At 48.4% G+C, this 23,449-nt stretch carries 23 protein-coding genes; 19 read left to right on the top strand and 4 right to left on the bottom strand.

Going from position 1 to position 23,449, the window contains the following annotated elements; genetic code table 11:
* Window positions 1-485: 485 nt before the first annotated feature.
* The 4 genes from DP_RS07865 to DP_RS07850 all read left to right on the top strand — a co-directional run bounded on the left by DP_RS07865 (window position 486) and on the right by DP_RS07850 (window position 3,283).
* Window positions 486-854, top strand: a complete 369-nt coding sequence (locus DP_RS07865; protein WP_011188795.1) for a response regulator — start codon at window positions 486-488, stop codon at window positions 852-854.
* Window positions 854-1,441: a hypothetical protein gene (locus DP_RS07860; RefSeq protein WP_011188794.1), complete on the top strand. Its 588-nt coding sequence runs from the start codon at window positions 854-856 to the stop codon at window positions 1,439-1,441. Before DP_RS07865 ends, DP_RS07860 begins: the two co-directional genes overlap by 1 nt.
* Window positions 1,442-2,434: a GGDEF domain-containing protein gene (locus tag DP_RS07855; protein ID WP_011188793.1), complete on the top strand. Its 993-nt coding sequence runs from the start codon at window positions 1,442-1,444 to the stop codon at window positions 2,432-2,434.
* A gap of 72 nt (window positions 2,435-2,506) precedes the next feature.
* On the top strand, window positions 2,507-3,283 hold the full coding sequence (locus DP_RS07850) for a carbon-nitrogen family hydrolase (RefSeq protein WP_011188792.1): 777 nt from the start codon (window positions 2,507-2,509) through the stop codon (window positions 3,281-3,283).
* A gap of 112 nt (window positions 3,284-3,395) precedes the next feature.
* On the opposite strand, the gene DP_RS07845 is transcribed toward DP_RS07850, so the two are convergent.
* The 3 genes from DP_RS07845 to DP_RS07835 form a co-directional block, all read right to left on the bottom strand.
* Window positions 3,396-4,727, bottom strand: a complete 1,332-nt coding sequence (locus DP_RS07845) for an NAD(P)/FAD-dependent oxidoreductase (protein WP_041277775.1) — start codon at window positions 4,725-4,727, stop codon at window positions 3,396-3,398.
* Window positions 4,728-4,835: 108 nt separating this feature from the next.
* On the bottom strand, window positions 4,836-5,432 hold the full coding sequence (locus tag DP_RS07840; RefSeq protein WP_228130180.1) for a TetR/AcrR family transcriptional regulator: 597 nt from the start codon (window positions 5,430-5,432) through the stop codon (window positions 4,836-4,838).
* Window positions 5,433-5,694: 262 nt separating this feature from the next.
* Entirely contained in the window at window positions 5,695-6,747 is a 1,053-nt protein-coding gene (locus tag DP_RS07835; RefSeq protein ID WP_041277774.1) for a hypothetical protein, read from the bottom strand.
* Between the two features lie 556 nt (window positions 6,748-7,303).
* On the opposite strand from DP_RS07835, the gene DP_RS16765 reads away from it, so the two are divergent.
* Complete coding sequence (locus DP_RS16765) at window positions 7,304-8,446, top strand: phosphatase PAP2 family protein (RefSeq protein WP_011188788.1); 1,143 nt, start codon at window positions 7,304-7,306, stop codon at window positions 8,444-8,446.
* Window positions 8,447-8,532: 86 nt separating this feature from the next.
* Here DP_RS16765 and DP_RS16760 read toward each other — a convergent pair whose 3' ends face one another.
* The gene (locus tag DP_RS16760) at window positions 8,533-9,321 is read right to left on the bottom strand and encodes a 5'-methylthioadenosine/S-adenosylhomocysteine nucleosidase family protein (protein ID WP_011188787.1); all 789 of its coding nucleotides are present in this window, start codon (window positions 9,319-9,321) and stop codon (window positions 8,533-8,535) included.
* A gap of 423 nt (window positions 9,322-9,744) precedes the next feature.
* Here DP_RS16760 and DP_RS07820 point away from each other — a divergent pair, with 423 nt between their 5' ends.
* From DP_RS07820 to DP_RS07755, 14 genes are all read left to right on the top strand, one after another.
* The gene (locus DP_RS07820; RefSeq protein WP_011188786.1) at window positions 9,745-10,830 is read left to right on the top strand and encodes an efflux RND transporter periplasmic adaptor subunit; all 1,086 of its coding nucleotides are present in this window, start codon (window positions 9,745-9,747) and stop codon (window positions 10,828-10,830) included.
* Window positions 10,831-10,833: 3 nt separating this feature from the next.
* Window positions 10,834-12,528 carry an ATP-binding cassette domain-containing protein gene (locus DP_RS07815; RefSeq protein ID WP_011188785.1) on the top strand — a complete coding sequence of 565 codons (1,695 nt, stop codon included), beginning with the start codon at window positions 10,834-10,836 and terminating at the stop codon, window positions 12,526-12,528.
* A 1-nt stretch (window position 12,529) separates the two neighbouring features.
* Window positions 12,530-13,624 carry an ABC transporter permease gene (locus DP_RS07810; RefSeq protein WP_041277773.1) on the top strand — a complete coding sequence of 365 codons (1,095 nt, stop codon included), beginning with the start codon at window positions 12,530-12,532 and terminating at the stop codon, window positions 13,622-13,624.
* Complete coding sequence (locus DP_RS07805; protein ID WP_011188783.1) at window positions 13,621-14,724, top strand: ABC transporter permease; 1,104 nt, start codon at window positions 13,621-13,623, stop codon at window positions 14,722-14,724. Before DP_RS07810 ends, DP_RS07805 begins: the two co-directional genes overlap by 4 nt.
* A gap of 396 nt (window positions 14,725-15,120) precedes the next feature.
* A complete protein-coding gene (locus DP_RS07800; protein WP_011188781.1) occupies window positions 15,121-16,461 on the top strand; it encodes an ATP-binding protein in 1,341 nt (446 codons plus the stop codon).
* 118 nt (window positions 16,462-16,579) lie between these two features.
* Complete coding sequence (locus tag DP_RS07795) at window positions 16,580-16,765, top strand: Flp family type IVb pilin (RefSeq protein ID WP_011188780.1); 186 nt, start codon at window positions 16,580-16,582, stop codon at window positions 16,763-16,765.
* A gap of 172 nt (window positions 16,766-16,937) precedes the next feature.
* Window positions 16,938-17,117, top strand: coding sequence for a Flp family type IVb pilin (locus DP_RS07790; RefSeq protein ID WP_011188779.1), 180 nt, complete (start codon window positions 16,938-16,940; stop codon window positions 17,115-17,117).
* Window positions 17,118-17,195: 78 nt separating this feature from the next.
* Window positions 17,196-17,771, top strand: coding sequence for an A24 family peptidase (locus tag DP_RS16755; RefSeq protein WP_011188778.1), 576 nt, complete (start codon window positions 17,196-17,198; stop codon window positions 17,769-17,771).
* Between the two features lie 45 nt (window positions 17,772-17,816).
* Complete coding sequence (gene cpaB / locus DP_RS07780) at window positions 17,817-18,674, top strand: Flp pilus assembly protein CpaB (RefSeq protein ID WP_011188777.1); 858 nt, start codon at window positions 17,817-17,819, stop codon at window positions 18,672-18,674.
* Between the two features lie 26 nt (window positions 18,675-18,700).
* Window positions 18,701-20,143 carry a type II and III secretion system protein family protein gene (locus tag DP_RS07775; protein WP_011188776.1) on the top strand — a complete coding sequence of 481 codons (1,443 nt, stop codon included), beginning with the start codon at window positions 18,701-18,703 and terminating at the stop codon, window positions 20,141-20,143.
* A 20-nt stretch (window positions 20,144-20,163) separates the two neighbouring features.
* Complete coding sequence (locus tag DP_RS07770) at window positions 20,164-20,451, top strand: hypothetical protein (RefSeq protein ID WP_011188775.1); 288 nt, start codon at window positions 20,164-20,166, stop codon at window positions 20,449-20,451.
* 18 nt (window positions 20,452-20,469) lie between these two features.
* Window positions 20,470-20,946 (top strand): TadE/TadG family type IV pilus assembly protein, encoded by a 477-nt coding sequence (locus DP_RS07765; protein WP_011188774.1) that lies wholly within the window; start codon window positions 20,470-20,472, stop codon window positions 20,944-20,946.
* Window positions 20,947-20,963: 17 nt separating this feature from the next.
* On the top strand, window positions 20,964-22,226 hold the full coding sequence (locus tag DP_RS07760) for a TadG family pilus assembly protein (RefSeq protein WP_011188773.1): 1,263 nt from the start codon (window positions 20,964-20,966) through the stop codon (window positions 22,224-22,226).
* A 48-nt stretch (window positions 22,227-22,274) separates the two neighbouring features.
* Window positions 22,275-23,435 (top strand): AAA family ATPase, encoded by a 1,161-nt coding sequence (locus DP_RS07755; protein WP_011188772.1) that lies wholly within the window; start codon window positions 22,275-22,277, stop codon window positions 23,433-23,435.
* Window positions 23,436-23,449 lie beyond the last annotated feature (14 nt).

Raw genomic sequence — 23,449 nt, 5'->3', positions numbered from 1 at the left:
AAAGCTCAAAGCAATTTGAGCAAATATGTAGCCATAACCAGCAAAATGGCTCGAAATGACTCCGTTTATTTTCGTACCCTAAGCCAGATCTTCATGCCATCCACCCCAGCTACCTTAAAGATAGAAGATGGGACCTTTATCCGCCGCAGGATCATGCAAGCCGATTGGCTATAATTCTTTAAGATCCATACCACTCTTCACCTCCTTTTCTTTGTCCCCCTACTCCAGTTCCTGCCCCAGGCAGAGAGAGTCCTTTTATCCAGGGCTCCGCTCAAAGCAAAGGCTACCTTCCAGGGCAGGGATCTGCAGGGCCACCCGGAAGCCAACAACTTAATACTTTAATTACCTGCAGAGTAATATTTCTGGATAAAATAACTTAAAGAAGCTAGGTTGTCTTAAAATATCTTAGAGGGCAATAGAGTGAGCTCTATATTCAGCAGAGACAAGCATTACAGATATCTAGCGCCCTAATAATTTGGAAAAACATGAAAATATTAATTATAGACGACACAAGGCTTTCTCGAATGATGTTGATGAAAAGAATGCCGGAAAAAATACGAAATACGGCTACTATTATTCAGGGAGAAAATGGCCAAGAGGCAGTCGACCTCTACCGCGAGCACTCTCCTGACATACTTTTTTTAGACTTGACCATGCCTGTCATGGATGGTTTTGAAGCGCTGACCCTTATCATGGCTCACGACCCACAGGCCATCGTTTATATTGTGACAGCCGACGTTCAGGCTAAATCAAAAGAAAAAGTCGTGGCTAGCGGAGCAACCGAAATGGAAGCAAAACCTATCAGCGCAGAACGACTTACTGAAATACTCGCCTCTCTCCCGGAGTCAGCCTAATGATAGGTGATGACCTAAAAGACGTTCTCGAAGAGCTGACAAATATATCTTTTGGATCTGCGACAGCAACTATTGCCGATCTTTTTGATAACTTTGCGACTCTCCATGTTCCAACCATAGATTTTGTTGACCTTGAAAGAGTTAATGAATTTATTGTCGGAAGTAACGATAACAAATTTTATGTCAGCTCACAGCAGTTCAAGGGCACATTTCACGGTGAAGTAGTTCTGGTCATTGATCCTGAGAGTGGCAAAAACATGCACACTATTATTGACAAGGATGAAGAGTTTGAAGAGAATGAAGTACAACAGAACATTCTTGAAATATCAAATATCCTCAGCTCATCATGCATTGGGAAACTCGCCGAAATGCTTGACACCGAGGTTGCTTTTGCACCCCCATCCATCGATTTTACGAATTTCATCATCCGGGCTAACCATGCTTCACAGTTCAACAAAGTTATTGTCATAAGCACGATACTAGCCTTCGAAGAACTCAACATTAACGGTAAGTTGATCATTTTATTCAGCGATGAAATGTTTGCCTGGTTAGAAAATGCTCTCAATGATTTCATGGAAAACATCTAGATGGATACAGAAACAACTGTTCTAAATATCATTGATAATGGCGTGCTCATCATAGACAGGCACCTGACTATCCTCTTCTGGAACAACTGGTTGGCAATTAACACAGGTATTAGCCAGGAATCAGCTCAGGGGAAGAGAGTTGATGAACTGTTTCCCGATACGTCATTTAAAATTTTAAAAAGAAAGGTGAAGGTTTCTCTTAAGCTACAATCTTCTACCTTCACCAACTCACAAATCGACAAGTACATAATTCCCATCCCGCTGAACAAAATCACGAATTCACGTTTCCGATACATGCATCAAGATGTTGTTATAACACCCTTGGGCAGCGATGAAATAAGTGTCATAATCTATGATACAACAGCCTTACTCGAAGCCAAGGCAACCATTAACGAACAGCTTGATATTGTAAAAAAACAAGCCAGCACAGACCCTCTTCTTGGCTGCTACAACAGAAAGATGTTCAACGACTTATTAGCCACTGAGGTAATGAGGGCCAATCGCCATAACCATCCATTTTCATTAATTATGATTGATATCGACAACTTCAAATCTGTCAATGACACCTATGGACACCTGGTGGGTGATGAAGTCCTCAAAGGGCTGTCGTCTCTAACGGCAAAAAGCATTCGAGAAAGTGATCTCTTCGCTCGATGGGGCGGTGAAGAATTTATCATCCTCCTGCCTGAAACTTATCTAACAGGTGCTGCCGTAGTAGCCGAAAAAATCCGCCTGAATATTGCCAATTACGACAATGGTACCGCCGGCAAGAGAACATGCAGTTTTGGCGTCTCAGAATTTTCAATTGGCACAAATCCGGAAATCTTAATCAACAATGCTGACAAGGCCCTCTATGCTGCAAAAGGCAACGGCAAAAACCAGGTTATGCTATACAGAGATGAGCAGAACATACCATGGCCAACAGCAAATGAACCTATTACAGAAAAAGCCCCTGAGAATGCCAGCAAGAGATGTTGCTTGACAGCAGAATGAAACTCTTACCTTTCCACATATTACTCTCAATACCGAAATAGACAGCCCACCCATCCAACCAAGAGGGGCAGCATGAAAATTTCAGCCATTCAGCTAGCGGTCGTTGAAGATGACAAGGCGGCAAGCATTGCCCGGGCCCGGACAGAGATAGAGCTATGCCGGGAGTCCGACCTTATCATCCTGCCCGAAATCTGGAATACCGGTTTTATGAACTTTGCCGCCTACAGGAGCCTTGCCGAGGAGAGGAAGGGGCCAACCCTCAGCATGGTACGTGAGATGGCCGTAAAGACATCGTCTTTCATCCACTCGGGAAGCTTTGTCGAAAAGATAGAGGACAAATACTATAACAGCAGCTATCTCATCTCACCTGACGGAGATATTCTAGGGAACTACAGAAAAATCCATCTCTTTGGTTTTGCCTCCTTGGAAACAGAGATACTCTCGGCTGGCCAGGAGATCTCTGTCATCAACACGAAGCTGGGAATAATAGGAATGGCAACCTGCTTTGACCTCCGTTTCCCCGAACTCTTCCGAAAAATGGTCGATCAGGGTACTGAGATATTTTTAATCTGTGCCGCCTGGCCCCTGGCCCGCCTTGCCGATTGGGCCCTCCTCAATCGGGTACGGGCCCTGGAAAACCAGGCCCTTCTCATCTCAGCAAATGCAAGGGGTATGAGCAAGGGTGTGCAACTTGCCGGCAATAGCATGATCGTCGGCCCCAATGGCCAGATACTGGCCCAAGCAGATGACATGGACAACTCCATCAGCGCTGAAATCAACCTTAACGCAGTTAAAGAGGCGCGTTGCTCCTTTCCGGCCCTGAGCAGCAGAAAGACCTTCCTCAACTAAGAGCTGTTTCACCCTTGCAAGAGGCCCTCATGGTAGATCTGTCTCTTCTGCCCAGGCCTACCATGGAACAGGATCTTCTCAAAAGAGCTGTGAGAGTTCAGGACACCGCCTCCTACCTACTGGCCATGGCAGCCATGGTGGCCAACAAACAGCTGTTTTCGGTGGGGACCGCTGCCAATTGAGGGTGGGTGGCATATTGATGGCAGAGAAATTCCTCAATGGTGGTTCTTTTCTGAATGGCAAGAGAGATCAGGTCAATATGCGGAGCCACGCCCCGACCCTCTTTCATGACACTTCCACCGATAAGCACGCCGTTACTCCGAGTAAAAATCAATTTAGTGCGAAGGGGGGCGGCCCCATCAATCATGGGATATTTATCAAGGGTTTCAGAAAATCCCACGACCACATCGATGCCCGCCTGCCTGGCCCCTGCCTCGGTCAGCCCCGCCGAACCAAAGCTGGTATCATAGACCATAGAAACATTGGCATTAATGGTCCCCATAAAGGAAGCAGCCATCCCGGCCATATTTTGTCCTGCCACCGAGCCCATAAAAACTGCATTGGTACCAAAATCTCCCCGGGTGGGCTGACCTGTGACAAATGCTTGCTTTTCCGCACAATCACCGGCAGCAAAGACATCCCTGACGCTGGTTCTGAGACTCTTATCGGTGATAATTCCTAAAGAAGAGGTTGCTATGCCCGCCCGCTGGGCAAGTTCCATATTGGGCACAACCCCGGCAGAGAAAACAACCAGATCGACTTCAAGCACCGTCCCATCGTCGAGCCTCACCCCAACCCTCTCCCGGCCATCATCTTCAAATGCCGTTACCTGCCTTCCGGTCATAAGGTGAATGCCCCTGCCCTCAAGCATCTGTTCCACTTCAGTAATAAACTCCGGCTCGGTGGTAGCCAGAAGAATTCTCTCCCGCATCTCAACCAGAGAGACCCTAAGCCCCAACTGCTGAAGTTCAGTGGCCAGCTCCACCCCCACATACCCCCCGCCCACAACCAAGGCTCTTCGCCCGGACCGGACTGAGACACGGAGACGTTCCAGATCACCAAGGGAACGCACCACCAATATCCTCTCCGATTCGATACCAGGCAACTGAGGAAGTATGGGACGGGAGCCGGTTGCCAGAAGCAGCTGTCCATAGGCATAGCTCTCACCGGTCTGGAGAATTACCTCTTTTTTTCGGGTATCAATCTCCTCCACCCGGCCAATAACAAGGTCTGCTCCAGTAGCAGTGATGTGGCTATTGGGAACAATATAGTTTTCAATACCCTTTTCTCTACCCATCCCATAGGGAATGGAACATCGGTTGACAAGTGCCTCCTCATCTTTGATCAGAGTAAGGGAAAGACCGGGATTGAGGGCATGGATGGTATTGACAGCAACGATACCTGCGGCACCGCCTCCTATAATAATAATATCGCTTTTTTTCATGCTTTTCTCCATTGTCTGTTTCTAAAACGAACGTTCGTTCTGCTTGTTATTGTAAAAAATGGACAGAGCTTCTATCCCCCTGCCCACCTCGGCTACAGGATCTGAGTCCTAGACGGCGACGCTTTTCCAACTACACTCCCAGATCTCGTCGAGATAGGAGCTTACCGGTTTCTCCAGGACACCGTCCAGGCTAAGATAGATCAGGCGAATGGCTGCTCCCATAACAGAGGCGCTGGCCACGGTAAGATTCATCTGCCTCAGCTCTCCCCTCTCCATACCCTCCCGAACCATATCCTGAATAATGACAAAGGGACGGGAAGAGCAGATGGGTAGCTCGTCGGGCATAAACTCCCGATGCCGAGCATAGAGAATATACTGCATTATCTTCGGTGAGCTTTCTGTCAGTGCAAAGAGATGAGCGCAGACAGCCTTTAGGCGGTGTTCGCTGTTTTCCCCAGAGGCCATGATCTCTGCCATGGACTGGCCCATCATTGCCACCAAATCATCGTAAAGGGCCTTGGCTATGGCCTCCTTATTTTTAAAGTGGTGATAGATGGAGCCGATGCTGACCCCGGCCTGCTTCTGGATATGGTGTACCGATGTAGAAAAATAACCTCGGGTAGAAAAAAGATCCAGGGCCGCATCCAGGATCATGGCCCGGATATCCTTGTTCCGCCGGCTTATCTTCTCTTTTTTCACTTCCACAGGCTCTCCTCTTTTATTAGAATGAATGTTCATTTTATGCCACAGGGCGGCAGTTATGTCAAGATTTTTCGCTAGGCCGGAAAGCTAAATCCCATAGGTAATATTTCAACTCTGCCGCTCAGAACCTATCCAATAATCGTCCCCAAGACGATGTAAACATATTGCCACTAATGAGAAGACAAAAATAGCACGAGGTGAGACTCATACTATTTTCAGCAGCATCCCCGTTCAAGAGAGTAGCGAAACAAAGGTGAAACGGGTTTCAATATACCCGCTTCATCCTGAATCCATATTGACCGTTAATCTTCCCTGTAATTTCGCCACGACCGGTGATAGTTCCCACCCATGTTTCATCCCACTGAGGACTTTCAAGAATAATTCTATTACCCTTACGTTTACCGTGCAGGATCACCTTTCCCGCGGCCCGGTTGTTCCTGTTGGTCTGGCTCATCCTAAAGCGAGAGCCCCGAATCCAGGTAACCTCCATTTTTCCCTCCTGACCGGCGGAGGAGTGCCAACGAAAGAGATTCCCCTTTTCCAGAAGGGCCGATTTCTTCTCGATTTTCGAAATCGCCGAAGCAGGGAGCCATATCTTAAAATCGTAACGCTGGTTGATCTTGCCCTTTACCCGGCTACCATTACTGACACCCCTCCAAACCTCATTCCATTCCCGGTTTTCAATGGTCACCCTGTTTCCGCTCATTTTGCCGTAAAGGAGTACTTCACCGGCCGCCCTGTTCTTGTCATTAGTCTGGGCCACCTTGAACCGATTGCCACTTCTCCAAGTCACCCTCATCTTGCCGCCCTGCCCCGATGAAGCATTCCATTTAAGAACCTTGCCCTCCCTAAACAGTTTTCCTGGGGGCTGCGAGGAGGCCTTAGGTTTACGAGGCCAGATCCTGAATGTGTAAACGCCATCGATCTTGCCGACAATTTTATTGCCATGCACAGCTCCCCGCCAGAGCTCGCCCCATTCACGATTTTCCAAAATCACCCTATTGCCCTTGATCTCTCCGGAAAAGGCAACCTCTCCGGCCGCCCTGTTCTTTCGGTTAATCTGGCTTATACCAAACCGGTTTCCCGAGCTCCAGATCACCTTCATCTCTCCGCCTTGTCCAGCAGAAGACTCCCAGAGAAAGACCCGGCCCTTGCAAAAAAAGGACGATGCGACTGCAGAGGAGTGGTTCCTCTCACCCTGCTGCTTCGAGACGGTTGTGATTGTCTGATCGAAGAAATCCAGTATATCGTTTGCCAACAGGTTTGCCGGAGTGAGAAATATTACGATGGCGCCGATAAAGGCAAATAGTTGAGACATAGGCTCCTCTTTCCTGTTAAGACTGTGAAAGTCCTTGTGTTTAAAAAATATTCTCAAGATTCTTTATACAAAAAAATGAATAATTCCTAACACTAATCCATCTAAAAGTAAATTTAAATTTCATTAGCCGCTCACAGATTAACCACTGTCTATGAGAGGAAAGCAGTGCGGGAAGGAGGAGGGTAGGCGATACGGGCCAACAGGACCTACGGCTAAACACGCCTCTAACAAAAACTGGACAGCCCACAGTATTGAGCATAGACTTATAAAATCAAAGCCTCTCAAGCAAACGAAATAGTTGAACGTTTCAAAAAACGTGTCGCTGCTATCCTTAGGAGAGCTACATTCTAGTCAGCAGGAGACCTTGAGAATAGGAAACGATATGAACCATATTTATAATCAGTCCTCCAGCAAAAGCATTGAAGGCCCATGGATAAGCTGAAAGAGTTCCATCAACTCAAAGAAAATTTATTTAAGAAATAAATCGTAGGGGACCCAACAATTATTTAATATAATTAAGTGAAATTGTATTCCATCTTCCCCAGAGAAGCATAATATGAAAAAGGCACTCTCAAATAAATCGAATTTTTGGACTACATTCCAGCTGAGCACCGTCTGGGAGGGTCGATCCAGTCTCGCTACTAAGCTTTTATTCACCCTGCGGGCACATGCCCTCTTCATTGCCCTGATCATCTGCTACACAACTGCCGGCTTCATCGTCACCTGGGCCTACGACAAGGCCCAAGTGATGTCTATATCAAGGCTATTCAACGGTCGCCTCGGCTTACTATTCGGATGTTTCCTCACGGCCTTCTTCTGTGGACATGCTCTCTATGTGATGATTTTTATTCGACCGGAACATTTAACCAGATATATCCTGACAGACCTGCGAAAGAATTACCTCAAGGCCGAGCGGATATTGATTGCCCTGCCGATCCTGCTCTTCCTGCCAGTTTTCATATCGGTTTTCTCTTCCTTCAAGGCAATGATCCCGGTCATAAACCCCTATTCATGGGATGCCGTGTTCCGCAAATGGGAGGCCGTGCTCCACGGTGGTGTTCAGCCCTGGCAGATCCTGCAAATTTTTTTCGGCAGTCCGGCCGCCACAAGCACGATCAATTTTTTCTATAATCTTTGGTTCTTCGTGATGTATGCGGTCTTGCTATGGCAGGCTTTCAGCCTGCGCGATCTCCGCGGCCGCATGCAGTTCTTCTTGACCTTTATCGGCTGCTGGTCACTGCTTGGCAACCTTGTTGCCACCTTCTTCTCTTCGGTCGGGCCCTGCTACTACGGCCGCGTAACTAAACTCATTGATCCATTCCAACCGCTTATGTGTTACCTCTGGACAGCGAACGATTTTTACCCTATCTGGTCACTCAATGTCCAAGAGCTGTTATGGAAAACGTTCAAAGATGGGGGAGGAGGTTTTGGCGGCGGTATCAGCGCGATGCCAAGCATGCACGTTTCCATGGCATTTCTTTTTGCTCTGCTCGGTTGGAGAACCAGCCGTGTACTGGGCATCGTCTTTACGCTCCACCTGGCACTGATTTTAATCGGTTCAGTACATCTGGGCTGGCACTATGCCATCGATGGTTATACCGCCATCGTTGGCACCTGGTTTATCTGGCAGACTGTTGGCTGGCTACTCGACCGGCATGGTGCCTTATTATCCCTGAACTCCTTTGATGATTCTCCTTGATTGCCTGCAGCTGATGCTCAGCAAATTTATGAGCACCGAGCCATCACCACTGCATCTCTTTTCCGACTAGCCAGACGGGGCGGCACTTATGGAAGTTCGCCTATGAGATAGGCGGCCAGTTCAGCATTGTTTTTAGCTACAGTGGCAAAAAAATTCTGAAAATCAAGGTTGGCCTCCCCCCCTGCTGTGTCGGAGACAGAACGAAAGATCATGCAGGGAATTTTATTCTGGGCCGCTACCTGAGCGACAGCTGCACCTTCCATCTCTGCAATATCCGCCCCCTGGCTTTGCAAGACTTTCTTTTTGGCATCACTGGCAATAAACTGATCACCGGTGGCCACAGTTCCGTCAATCTTAAGGGCAGGCAAATAGTCCTGACCATTCACCTGAACCGGGCTAAATGACTTTGAGAATTCAACTGATCTTTTCTTAAGATTGACCAAAACATCCTCTTGCCAAAAGAGATTGAGATCTAAATAGGGAGACTCCTCTCCACTTCCTATACCTATTTCTGGAAGAACACCAACTGCATGCATTTTGAATGCCCTGCCCAGATGACCGAAGTCATGCTGAAAGGCCCTGGATAGTAAAACGACATCCCCCACCCTGTACTCAGGATTTATTGCGCCAGCCACACCTGAAAACATGATAATATCTATTTTAAACTCAGAGATAAGCCTTTGAACCGTGGCGGCTGCGTTGACCTTCCCTATTCCGGAAAGAGTAGCGTAGACGGTATGAGAACCGATACGACCTTTAGCGATGCCCGGAGCCACCTCCTGTTTATCTATAATATTAGCCTCTAAGTGCTCAAGCTCTGCCGGCATAGCTGAGAGCACACCAATTGTCCGGAAATGTGATTTTTCTATGTTCATAGGGAGTGATTGCTAGAATAAAGGATAGAGTACTGATTGATAATCTCGTCATAATCGTTATCAAAGGGTTTAGGGCAAAGGAAGACATCTTCTCATGAGGAGACAAGAGCAAATCGGCCCCAGCAGCCCCCATTGCCAACATTTTTCTTCCTTTAAGGTACACTGTTCCCCTGTTACAAACAATCGATAAGCGGCAAACTACAACAAACAGGAGCATCTGCCTCCCTGACTAGCGGGAGCCCCTCCTGCCTGCAATAAAACAGACACCCACCAAGAGACCTCTTCCACGGTGAGAGAACTCTGATCCGGGCCCGCACCTCTCCGTGTCCATACCTAAAATGAGCACTCTTGCCAAAGGCCCATGGAGAAAAACATTGACAAAACAGGTGCTTTTGCGATTGCATAAAAGAAAAGTACTATTTTATGAAACGCTTAATTTTCCAAACCACCCTAGAGCTATTTTCAGTGAAACCCATGGGAAGAAAAAAAGCACTTATTGCCATCCTTGCTCTCGCCACGGTTGGAGCAATCTGGCTCTACAGTACAAACAGCACAGCGACCAGAGGAGAGGGACTACTCTCAAGATTGGCCTTTTGGCAGGAGCAGGCAGGAGAGGAAGGCGTAACCGTATATGGCCATATAGAGATACGGACGGCAAGGCTGGCCTTCAGGGAACAGGGACGCATCCGGGAGATCTCTGTCGACGAGGGAGATCGGGTCAAGAAGGGACAGCTATTAGGACAGCTTGATGAGACCCGGCTTCTCCTGCAACTACGGGGGGCAGAGGCAGAGAGTGCCGCTCAGGCCCAGGCAGTCAAGGAACTTGAAAGCGGACTTCGACCGCAGGAAATTGCCATGGCCCGGGCCAAGGTCGTGGCTGGCAAGGCACAAATCCACCGGGTCAAACTCCTGACAAAACGTCTCAGGGGCATCGTTAAAGAGGGTGGTGGTTCCAAACAACAACTCGATGATGCCATAGCCGAGTTGGCTGTATCACGGGCCCTAACCGAACTTGCTAGGCAGGCCTATGACCTTGCCAAAGAGGGCCCGAGAACAGAGAAAATTCTCCAGGCCCGAAACATATATAAGGGCAAAAGGGCCCAGGTAGACTTTATCAACCAGCAACTCAGGGACAGCCAACTACGAGCGCCCCGGGCAGGGATTATCCAGAGCCGTATTGCCGAACCGGGCGAGATGGCCGCCATGAATGTGCCGGCCCTGATACTATCACTCACCGATGAAAAGTGGGTGCGTGCCTATCTGCCTGAGCCGGAACTTGGTTTTGTCAATTTAGGGATGGCAGCATCTGTTTTTAGCGACAGCTTTCCGGACAGACCCTTCCCCGGCAAGGTCGGTTTTATCTCTCCACAGGCAGAGTTCACCCCAAAAAATGTGCAAACCACAGATCTACGTACCCAGCTTGTCTATGAGGTCAGAATTCGCCTGGACGACAGCCGCGACCAGCTACGCCTCGGCATGCCTGTCACCGTAAAAATAGACAGGCAATAGACAATGGCCCCTATTCTTGAGATCAGTGATCTTGTTGTACGCTTCGGCTCTAAAACAGCACTTGACGGGATCTCTTTTTCGGCAGAGCCAGGTCAGATCATTGGCTTTATCGGACCTGACGGGGCGGGCAAGACAACCCTACTACGCACCATGGCAAGCCTGATCCTGCCCGATTCCGGTCAGGCCAGGATGCTGGGCCACAACATCTGTACCGATCTCGATGCCCTGCGCTGCCAGATAGGATATATGCCCCAACAATGCGGACTCTACGAGGATCTTACCGTCCAGGAAAATCTGGACCTCTACTCCGATCTGCATGGAGTGCCCTCCCACAGGCGAAAGGCTATTCAGGAAAAAATACTGACCAGCACGGCCCTTGCCCCCTTTGTTCAGCGCTTTACCGGAAAACTCTCCGGTGGCATGAAACAAAAATTAGGCGTTGCCTGCTGTCTACTAGCCTCCCCCAAAGTACTTATCCTCGACGAACCGACGGTGGGGGTAGACCCCGTTTCCCGGCGGGATCTATGGCAGATAATTCTTGCCACTGTCCGGGAAGAGGGCACGACGGTTTTTCTTGCCAGCACATATCTTGACGAGGTAATGCGTTGCGACCAGGCCATAATTCTTAATCAGGGAAAAATTCTATTTAATGACAGCCCCGACAAGATCACAGAACGGGTCAAAGGCAGGGTCTTTTTACTTCCCGCAACTGCGGGAAAACTAGCCCGTGACAGCATGATAGAGTTGAGCCGGGATAAAGAGATCAGCCATGTTGGCATAGATTGCGGTAGCTTACGGGTCATCACCGGAAGACCAGACACATTTTGTCCGGCCTACCCACAGGCAAAGGCATGCCCGCCTCTCTTTGCCGATGCCTTTATGGATATATGGGCAGAAAATGTCTCCCCGCCACAGCTCATTCAGATGGGAGAGGACAGTGGTGGAAAAAGAGAGGAGGTGGTGGTTAGGGTGGAGGGCCTGCAAAAAAAATTCGGCGAATTTACCGCGGTAGAGGACACCACCTTCGAGGTAAAACGGGGGGAAATATTTGGCCTGCTTGGCGGTAACGGGGCGGGAAAGACCACAATTTTCAGAATGCTCTGTGGGCTCTTACGGGCAAGCTCCGGTTCAATCACCATTGCTGGCCACGATCTCTTAAAAAGCCCAGGCAAAACCAGGGCAAGACTGGGATATATGGCCCAAAAATTCTCCCTCTATACCCAGCTCAGTGTCATACAAAACCTCCGTTTCTTCGGTCGTGCCTATAACCTGGGTGGCAAGAAGCTCACAGCTAAAATAGAGCGGGCACTTATAGAGTTTAATCTTGACCAACACCGAGACGATGCCGCAGGCCTACTACCGGCAGGACATCGCCAACGTCTGGCTATGGCCAGCGCCAGCCTGCATAATCCCGATATCCTCTTCCTCGATGAACCAACCTCGGGTACAGACCCCCTGGCCCGCAGGGAGTTCTGGCTCCGAATCAGCTCCTTTGCCCAGAAGGGGATGACGGTTATCGTCACCACCCACTATATGGAAGAGGCTGAATTTTGTGATAAAATCCTGATTATGGCCAAGGGGAAAATACTGGCAATGGGCACCCCGAAAGAGATACGCAAGCATGCCCTTTCGGCCGAAAACCCCAATCCCAGCATAGAGGATGCCTTTATTCAACTGGTTGAGGAGGGAGATCAATAGGATGAATCTTTCCCTTATGCGCCTGCGCGGCTTTCTGCGCAAGGAATTTTTACAGATAAAGAGAGATCCCAGCAGCATCCTCCTTGGCATCCTTATGCCCGTTGTCCTCCTCTTGCTCTTTGGCTATGGAATTTCTCTTGACCCAAAAAATGTGCCCATTGCTGTAGTCATAGAAAAGGAGAGTAGCCAGACAAGAGACCTTGCCGCCCGCTTTGACCTCTCCAGCTACTTCAGCCCCATATACTTTACCTCGATGCAGGAGGCTATAAAATCTGCCAATAATATTGACGGCATCATCAGGGTACCGAGCAATTTTGACAAGGATCATGCCATTCAGCTTATTGCCAACGGCATTGATGCCAACCGGGCCCGGCTTATCGAGGGATATGTGCAGGGGCTTGTCGCTAATTGGCTAAGCATAGAGGCGGCAAGGCGGGGCGAACAGCCCCCCTTCCTGCACGTTCAGCCACGGGTATGGTTTAACGAAAACATTAACAGCAGCCATTTTTTGGTCCCCGGCCTGCTGGCCCTAATCATGACCATTATAGGCACCCTGCTTACGGCCCTGGTAATCGCTCGGGAGTGGGAGAGAGGGACAATGGAAAATATTCTGGCCACCCCTCTTCGCACCCATGAGATCCTCCTTGGCAAATTACTCCCCTATTTTGCAATCGGTATTGCCGGAATGCTGCTCTCCACCCTGCTTGGCCTATCGGTTTTCGGGGTGCCTCTCCGAGGTTCAGTGACCCTACTCCTCCTCTTCAGCTCTATTTTCCTCTGTGCCTCTCTGGGATTAGGCCTTTTTATCTCCGCCATAACACGGGTGCAATTTATCGCCGCCATGGCCTCGATTCTGGCAGGTTTTCTGCCGGCACTCTTTCTCTCCGGATTGCTCTTTGACCTTGGCAGCACCCCTATTCCTATCCAATGGGTGAGTTACCTTGTCCCTGCTAAATATTTTGTAACAATAGCCCAGACCATTTTTCTGGCAGGTAATGTCTGGCCTGTCATTCTCCCGGCAGCAGCAATCCTTAGCGGCATGGCCTCCCTGCTTCTCTTTGCTACCTTACGTAAAATCCCCAGGAGACTCAAATGATAGAGACATTTTTTTCACACATTTTCACCCTGATCGGCAAAGAATTTACAATAATTCTAAGAGATCCCAAAAGCAGAATTATTGTTATTCTGCCCCCCCTCATCCAATTTTTTATCTTTGGCTACGCGGCAACATTTGATCTAAACCAAATTCCCTATGCAGTGCTCGATGAGTCTCATAGCCCAAAGTCACGACAGTTGCTTGCCCTCTTTGCAGGCTCTGAAAATTTTCACCTTGTCACAAGCCTTAGCTCAAACACTGAGGCAAGGGAGATGCTCAATCGACAAGAGGTACGACTCATCATCCATATCCCTAGCGAATTTGACAAGACAACCGCTGGCAGCATCTCGGCCATCACGGACGGGCGTAACTCTAACGTGGCAGCGGTCAGCCTTGGCTATGTGCAGTCCATCATAGGGGTCTTTAATGCCAGACAACGGGGGGACAGTAATATTCGTCAGGCCCCCTATATTATAGGGGTGGCGTGGTTTAATGAAAATCTACAGAGCAGGTGGTTTATTGTTTCTGCCCTCGGCGCTGTCATCAGCATGATCGTGGTCATGATCCTCTCCGCCCTCTCCGTTGCCCGGGAACGGGAATTCGGGACCTTTGATCAACTATTGGTCGCACCCTTCTCCAGCACGGAAATCCTTATCGGCAAGGCTATCCCCTGCCTTGTTTTAGGACTTTTTGATGCCCTGATCCTCTCCCTGGGGGCAATAATGTGGTTTGATATTCCCTTTCGGGGAACATTTACCGCCCTTTGCCTAATCCTGCTGGTCTTTGTCCTGGCCATTGTAGGGATTGGACTCTTTATCTCGGCAATATGCAGTACCATGCAACAGGCCCTGCTTGGTGCCTTTATATTTATTATGCCAACGGTTCTCCTCAGCGGCTTTACCACCCCCATTGCCAATATGCCAGACTGGCTCCAGACTATCACCTACCTCACCCCACTGCGATACGCCGTCAACGGCTTACGACAAATTTTCCTGGCCGGGGCAGATAGCGCCACCGTCTGGCCACAGATCTGGCCAATGATCCTTATAAGCTCCTGCACCCTGCCACTTGCCAGATGGATGTTCAATAAACGATCCTAAAGACCAAAGCCATAATTTTAGCCCCTTCTTCTCTTAGAGGAGGATGTCCCGCCTCTTAATCACCTCCACTTTCCCCAAAATTATTCGAATAAGTGCAAAAAGTGGCCTGCACCTCCCAAAATTCTAAAAACGATGCTAGGCAAACCCCCTACACCCCTCCTAAGCCACTGCAACTATTTGAATTTTCCGCAAGAGACACTCGGCCATTTACTCACCAAGTTTTGCCAACTTAGAGAGATGAAAAGAAAAACGAACATTCTTCCTAGCAGATTTTACATCGCTTTTTAAAAATGATACGATGATTTTAGTTAGTTTGGTCTTCAGGCTCTTTAACCCTGTCAAATCATCATAAAATTTTCACACAGTAGAGTGTGTTTCTCAACGGGGAGTATTTGCATGGCTCGAACTCTCAATGAACTACTTAATACCCATAAGAATCCTTCCCAAGAGGGGGACGCAGAGGAGTTGCAATTTTTTCCTGAAGCTCCGGCCAATCTGGATGAGGCCGGTTTAAATTCAGTTTTTATTGAGGATTTAACCTGCAAGCTTCTCCTTCACCACGGCCTGCTTTCCGGCAAGGAAATATCTCAGAAACTGTGCCTTCCTCTAAAGGCGTTCGATGAGTTGCTCTATGACATGAAACAGCGACTGATCTTAACCTATTACTCCACCGCCGGAGTGAATGATTTTGTCTATGCCCTCTCAGAAAAAGGTCGCCAGAAGGGCCTTCTAGCCATGGAGTTTTCTGCCTATATCGGGGCGGCGCCAGTCGTCTATGATCATTATCTTGAAAGTATCGTATTGCAATCCATAGGCAACGAACAACCGGGGATGGAAGATTTGCAGGGGGCAATGGAGGGCGTAATTCTCTCTGAAGAGTTCTACTCACTGCTTGGCCCCGCAATCAATTCCGGCCGGGGTCTCTTTCTCTTTGGCAAGCCGGGTAACGGAAAAACGGAAGTTGCTACCCGAATTGCCAACTGTTTTCAAAACACAATATTTATTCCAAGAACCCTATTAATTGAAGGACAGTTGGTAAAACTCTATGACCCACAATGTCATACTATGGCGGAAGGTAACGGTCATGGCGGAGAGTCCATAAAATTTGACAGGAGATGGTTGAAGATTAAACGCCCTGCGGTGGTTGTTGGCGGCGAGATGGATATGGATTCATTGGAGATCGGATACAACGCCCAAACCAAGATCTGTGAAGCCTCTCTGCAAATGAAGGGTAATAGCGGCATATTTGTCATAGATGATTTTGGCCGGCAGCGGATTGAACCGGCCCAACTGTTGAATCGCTGGATTTTACCCCTGGAGAAGCGGATTGATTACCTCACTCTGCCAAGCGGCAATAAATTTCAGGTGCCATTTAATGCCCTGCTCATCTTTTGTACAAATCTTGATCCTGTCAGTATTTTAGATGAGGCATTCCTCAGACGTCTTCCATACAAGATAGGTATGCAGGATCCGACAGAGCCTGAATTTCTCGAAATACTACGCGCTTCAGCAGGCCAATACAATATTAACTACTCTGAGGAGATGGCAGAATATCTGTTGGCTCAACACTTTCGTGGAATTCGTTCCATGCGTGGCTGCCACCCTCGAGACATTTTACAACAGCTTATAAATATTGCCCTGTTTGAAAGGGAAGCACCCCGGATGAGCAGGGAAAATTTAGACAAGGCTGTAAGGCTCTATTTTTCAGCTACCAGAGGAGATCTACTGACCGATTAAGCTCAGTACGTCAATCCTTGCTCAAAAAAGAGATCCAGGCCCATCAAATTTTAGAGTGGATTCATGATGTCAGCCACAAAAATCGACATGTTAAAAAACAGATTAGGAGGACGAGACCATGAAAGAAACTCTTAATATGATTCAAACGTTTGTAAAGGACGAGAGCGGAGTTACCGCCATTGAGTACGCCCTGATTGCATCACTGATTGCCATTGGTATCATTGCAGCCGTTACTATTATAGGTGGCGTCCTAAATACCACATTCCAGAGGATTGCGACTGCCCTGGAGAATGAGCCTGTTTAATGCGTAGTGAGTCTGCAGGGTACTGACCCGATATATCATACTGGTACCCGGCTCAACTGTTACATCGTTGGATCTGGTCCTTGAAGAAGCGAATTAATTCACCTTTAGAAGGTGATCCATGATGCTGGCTATGGAGGCTGGCATGTAAAAAGCAAATAGGGAGGAGGAAGCCATGAAAAAAACTCTTAGCATGATTCGAACGTTTGTAAAGGACGAGAGCGGCGTTACCGCCATTGAGTACGGCCTGATTGCAGCACTCATTGCCGTTGTTATTATTGCAGCTGTTACTGCTGTAGGTGTCGCCCTAAATACCACATTCCAGAGGATTGCAACTGCACTGGAGAGTGCATAGTGAGTCTGCAGGGTACTGATTTAGAACCTTACGATGATCAGTACCCTGATCAATTGAGCAAGAGAGGATGGAGGTGGTATGCCACAGTATAAAATAGATCCCTTGACGATAGTACTGTTTGTCTCACTATTGATAGCCCTATCGGTCTCAACAGTAACAGATCTCCGTGCCCGGCGCATACCTAACTTTATTACCCTTTCAATGATGCTTATCGCCCTGTTAGTGCATGGCCTGCTCTCCGGGTTTGCCGGAGTGCTCTTTAGTCTGCAGGGAATTGCCTGCGGTATGGGCTTGTTGCTGATACCCCACCTGCTTGGTGGAATGGGAGCGGGTGATGTTAAGTTGCTAGCAGCAGTGGGGGCAGCTCTTGGAGCTGCTCACACCTTCTACGCATTTTTAGTGATAGCAATTCTTGGTGGGCTGACTTCAATAGTCATGCTCATCATACGAAGCACCTGCCTGATAACACTGCAACGAATGGGCAACGCTTTTCTTGCCGCTTTTGGTGGGGTGGGAGCAGCAGCTCTTCGGGTAGACCGTTCAACCTTACAACGCGAGGGCATTCCCTATGGCGCTGTCATCGCCGGTGGTACCTTGGCCTATATCCTCTATCATCTGATTGCAGGAAAGGGTCTGCCACCTGTTGGCATATAGGTTTGTTGCCATCAAAAATTATATTTATCAGCTGGAGGTAAAACGATGAATAACATTCCACGCCTCACTTTTCTTGTCATAGCTGTTGTCATTGCCTTTTCGGTGAGCTTTGTGGTGTATAAAAAAATGTCCACCCCAAACGTAGTTATGGAACAAAAACCAGGACAGGCAACGACTGATATTGCCGTTGCAGTAAAAGATATGTCCCGTGGTAGTAAGATAGGGAGCGAAGATGTACAGATGGCCACCTATCTGCAGGAGACCCTGCCCAGTGGCCACTTTACCGATTTGGAACAGGTTGTGGGGCGAATTGTCCTCTCCCCCCTGACTACCACCGAGCCTATTTTAAACTCTGACCTTGCGCCCCAGGATCTTACCAAGGGGGGCCTCGCCGCCGTGATTACTCCCACAAAAAGGGCCATGGCCATTAAGGTGGATAATGTTATCGGCGTAGCCGGTTTTCTGCACCCAGGCCACTTGGTTGATGTCCTGGTTTCCATTGAAAAACCTGGCGATACGCGGAGCCAAATAACAAAGACGGTGCTGCAAAATATCCTGGTCCTCTCCGTTGGCACCCTGGCCCAAGAGAGTGCGGACAAAAAGGTACATAAGGTAACCGTTGTCACCCTTGAGGTTGATCTTGAAGAGGGGGAGAAACTTGCCCTTGCAGTGAATGAGGGTCGTATTCAGCTGGCTCTTCGAGGTTACTCTGATGTTGAACCGGTCCTCACCCGAGGAATAACCAAAACATCACTGCTCAAATCCTACTCTCCGGATGTTTTCAAGACTGTTAAGGGTGGAAAAACAGCAGTAAAAAAGACCGCACCAAGGAGAGCGAGAGCTCATCATGTAATTGAGGTCATGAATGGCAACGAGGTAAAAAGAGTTCGAATTGCCAAGTAATTAACGTTAACAGGAAGGAGTCCATTATGTTGTCAGTGTGTAATTTTGTAAGGATGTTGACCGTCAGCATCTGCTGCCTTCTTGTCATGGGAGGTGGGCCCTTTGCGGCCGAAAGCGAGGCGACGGTGTTAATCAACACAAAGCCCGGTGAACCCGTTCAGTTAACAATAAACAGGTTGGCCAAACTTCGATCATCTGAAGTTATAAGACGAGCCCATATCGTCAATCCGGATATTGCTGAGTTGATCTATTCCAAGACTCAGTCACCGGCCTGGGTTTTTGTCAGTGGCAAATCCATTGGTACCACCCAACTCACCCTCTGGGGAGCAAGAAACAAGATATTGGGTACCTTTGAAATAATTGTTCGCCCGGATGTGCTCGGACTTAAAAAACATATCCATGATGTCTTCCCCGGTGAAAACGTCTCTGTTCGTGATTCCGGAGACTTCCTGACCCTGACCGGAACTGTCGCCGGAGCGGTGAGGCTGCAGAAAATCCTCGCCCTTGCCGAAGCCTATGCACCGAGCAAGGTCATTAATCTCCTCAAGGTGGGAGGAATTCAGCAGGTGATGCTGGAGGTACGGATTGCTGAAATATCAAAGAGAGTAGGAAACCAACTGGGTATTAACTTTGGCCTTGATGGTTCAAGTGGTTTTGGTCTCTCCATGCTGGATGGCCTGTCAGGTCTTCCCGGTGGTACATTGCCCATCGAGCCGGCCCGTGTCCTAGACGGCCTAAACATAGGTAGCGGTGTGAATGCTGTTTTCGGTAAGAGTGGTAGCTACATCGTTGCAATTGATGCCCTGCAGGAAGATGGTCTCGTGAAGGTTCTGGCCAAGCCGACCCTTATCGCCCAGAGTGGACAGAGTGCCAGCTTTTTAGCAGGTGGTGAATTTCCCTTTCCGGTTGCCCAACAATTCGACAGATTTAGCATTGAGTGGAAACCTTTCGGGGTAGGACTCAACTTCACCCCAACGGTCCTCGGTGAGGGCAGGATATCTCTACTGGTATCCCCTGAAGTCTCTGACCTGGATTTCACCAATACCATCTCCTATGCTGGCTATGTGGTGCCCTCCATTGAGACAAGGCGGATGTCAACTGTTGTTGAGCTTAATGACAATCAGAGTTTTGCCATTGCCGGTTTAATGAAAAACAATATCCGCGAATCAATCAAGAAGTTCCCGCTATTAGGCGACATCCCAATCCTTGGAGTCCTCTTTCGTAGTAGCAAATACATAAAAAATGAGACAGAGCTGGTGGTAGTGGTCACCCCCCATCTGGTAACACCTGTCGATGGAGACGAACTCTCTCTGCCGACGGATTCCTTTGTGGAACCAACGGCATTTGAACTCTTGGTCTTGGGTATGCTGGAGGGGAAGGAGAAGCAGACCTATGTAGAAAATGCCTCCGCCACTGGTGCAAACAGTCTGCCACTGGAAGGCGATTTTGGCTATATCGTTCCTGAGTAATACTTTTACGGAGAGCTGAGATGAAAATGAAAAAATGTATGCTGGCCATGCTCCTCGTCCCCTTTCTTCTCCTGATTGGCTGTACAAAACAGCCAACCCAGGTGGACAACTTCTATGGCACCTCCTTCGAGCTTGCCAAGCAGAGTCAGATCCATGATCTCAATGCAGGTAAAGATGTAGCGCCTGTTGAGGGGCTAGAGGGAAGTGTCGGGACCCGGGTTATGAAACGTTATGAGGGTAGCTTTGAGGCAACATCACCTAAAACTGAAACTTATTCGATCTCCGTTGATGGAATAGAGACAAAGTAGATAAACTATGGTGGAGCTATGAAAAATCGTTCAGACCAGGGTGTTTCGGCCATTGAGTTTGCTCTGGTCCTGCCCCTGCTTTTAATTTTGGTTTTTGGCATAATTGAATTTTCCTTTTTACTGTTTGATAAGGCGGTGATTACCAACGCCTCCCGAGAGGGGGCGCGGGCCGGAATCGTCTATTCAACAGATGGTGAAAATCCTATCCAGGTAAGTGATGATACTATCCGGGCAGTTGTCCGGGACTATGTCAATGACGATGGTGGTAGCTCCTCCCTGATCAGTCTGGGATCCGCTGGGCCACAGACACTGCAGGATGGTGACATAGCTATTACTCGCGCTGACCCGGATGGAGATGGGGTGGAGGATTTGACGGTGAGGGTAACCTATACCTATACTTTTCTGCTTTTTCCCAATATGGCTGCCTTAGTTGGCGGTAATTTCCAGCTGTTAACGGTTCCCCTCATTGGGGAAACGTTAATGAGAATGGAGTAGTTCTCGGGAGACTTTTTATGATGAAGTCAATATTGAAGACCGGCAGTAAAAAAGGCGAAGAGGGGGCGGTGGCAGTACTGACTGCCATACTCATGGCCGTTCTGATTATGTTTGCAGCCCTGGCTGTTGATCTTGGTTATCTCTACGGGGTGAGAAATGAGCTACAAAATGGGGCAGATGCAGGGGCCCTGGCAGGCGCCCATGAACTACTTGACGTCGAGAATGGTATCCTGACCAGAGACGATGCAATTGCCGAGGCAGAAAGAGTCGTCTCTCTGAACAGCACCGGAAACGACGCCGTGCAATTTAAACCGATAGAGACAGGTCACTGGAGCTTTACCACCAGCACCTTTAGCCCCAATCCGACTGATACTCAGGGCGAGTGGCAAGAAAAATCATTCGCTGAGCTGGACGCTGATCTAAATTTTATCAATGCGGTACGGGTGGTCAGCTTTAGAGATGATACACCTGCCTTTTTCGCTCGAATTTTCGGTTTTGCCTCATTTCTGGTCAACACCGAGGCGATAGCCTATATCGGTTTTGCCGGCGACCTCTATCCGGGGGAAATTGATCTACCCATTGGTATATGTAAAGAAACTATCACCGATGGTGACTCTTTTAACTGTAATATGGGACGGATGTTAAACAGTGGTGGAAATGCCGCTACAGAGATGACGGCAATGTGGACAAATTTTTCCCAAGAGCCCTGCTCCACAGCAAGTAACAGTGATATGCAGGATCTGACCAGTGGCTGTTCGGGGAGCAATATAACGGATATCCATTTTGGTGAGGGGATGGGGACCCAAAATGGCGTACAGGATAATATTTTCGGCAACATAACAGACTGCTGGGAGGCATGGATCATAGATGACGGTGAAGGTAATGCCAATACCCCATGGCCTGTGACCCTGCCGGTGATTGACTGCGGAGTAAGTAATACCTGTTCACCCCTGGTTGGAGCAGTTGAGGTAAACATCATCTGGATTATACATAAGAATGATCCCTGGAGTCAGATGAAAGAGGTACCGACGGAGATGGCTGATTGGACTTGCAGTACCACCACAACCCTTGAAGATCGACACAACTGCTGGAAGGATTTTGTGGATCACTTCGATCTAGAGAATGTTACCGGACCTCCTGTAAGCGACGAAGACTATGAGGATATGTATCAGAAAAAAAATATATTCTTTTTACCGAGTTGTGAGGCGCATGAACCGCAGGGAGGTTCCGGTGGACAGAATTTTGGCATTCTTGCCAAAATACCAAAGCTGGTCAAGTAGAGGCATAGTTCCATCCCAGCAGATCTTAAATTCTTAATAGGGGTTTTTATGAAATATAACAGAACAAAAAAACTCTCAGCCCGACTGGCAGTGAAGACCCCTGAGGTGCTGCAGAGTTTAACTGATATTGTCTCATCCTTGGATAATATTACCCTCCTGGATGACCCAAAAGCGACCAGAGTTGATGTCCTTGTCCTTGAAATCGGTAGTGATCCGGACTCTGAACTGGAGACTATTCGGACCCTCCTCCAAGAGGGGGTTGTCGGCACTCTCTTTGTTACCTCAGCCGAAGCGACCTCCAAGATTCTTCTGCCTGCCCTGCACACCGGGGCAAAAGAGTTCTTCCAGCAGCCCATTCTTCCCCAAGAGGTGGTTAAAGCCTTTATGGAGGTGCGTGTTTCTGATAACGGCCAGGAAAGCGAAGAGATGCCCTCTAAGGAGGGCAGCATATTTAGCGTTCTCGGAGCCAAGGGCGGGGTGGGAACAACCACCTTTGCCGTAAATCTTGCCACCAGTATCCAGTCCTTTGATAAGTCAAAGCTGGTTGCCCTGATAGATATGAACAGGATGGTTGGTGAGGTTCCCCTCTTTCTCAATCTGGAGACAGATTTAAACTGGGAGGAGATAGGCAAAAACATAAACCGCCTTGATGCGGCCTATCTTAAAAGTGCTATGACAAGACACTCCTCGGGAGTCTATGTCATGCCAGCACCGAACAAGATTGCCAATGGCGTTCAACTTGCCCGTGATTATCTGGTTACCATCCTGACAGCGATGCAGGACTTCTTTGACTATATTGTGATTGATTCCGGTATGTATCTGGATGACATATCTTTTAAGATTTTTGAAAAATCTGAGGTGGTTTACCTGATATCAACCCTGAGCCTGCCATGCATCATCAACGCTAAACGCCTTAAAGAATCCCTTGATATGGGTGGGGAGATGACCAATGGCAAGGTACAGATTATAGCCAATCGTTTTGAAAAAAAGTCCCAGATTAGTCTCAAAGAGGCCGGGAAAATGATTGGCGGAGAGATATCTGTTACCATTCCAAATGACTATGAGTTAACGATGTCTGCCATTAACAATGGAAAACCAATTGCAAATGTCAGGGGAAAATCAAACCTGGCAAGGGTGTACTCTGCCCTGGCTGAAACTATTGTCGGCAAAAATAACACCAAGGGTAAACATTGGTGGAATGCTAAATAAATGATGGCCTTAAC

This window comes from Desulfotalea psychrophila LSv54 (assembly GCF_000025945.1).
GTDB lineage: Bacteria > Desulfobacterota > Desulfobulbia > Desulfobulbales > Desulfocapsaceae > Desulfotalea > Desulfotalea psychrophila.
The sequence above is the reverse complement of the archived record's forward strand: the minus strand, read 5'-3'. Positions and strand labels throughout refer to the sequence as shown.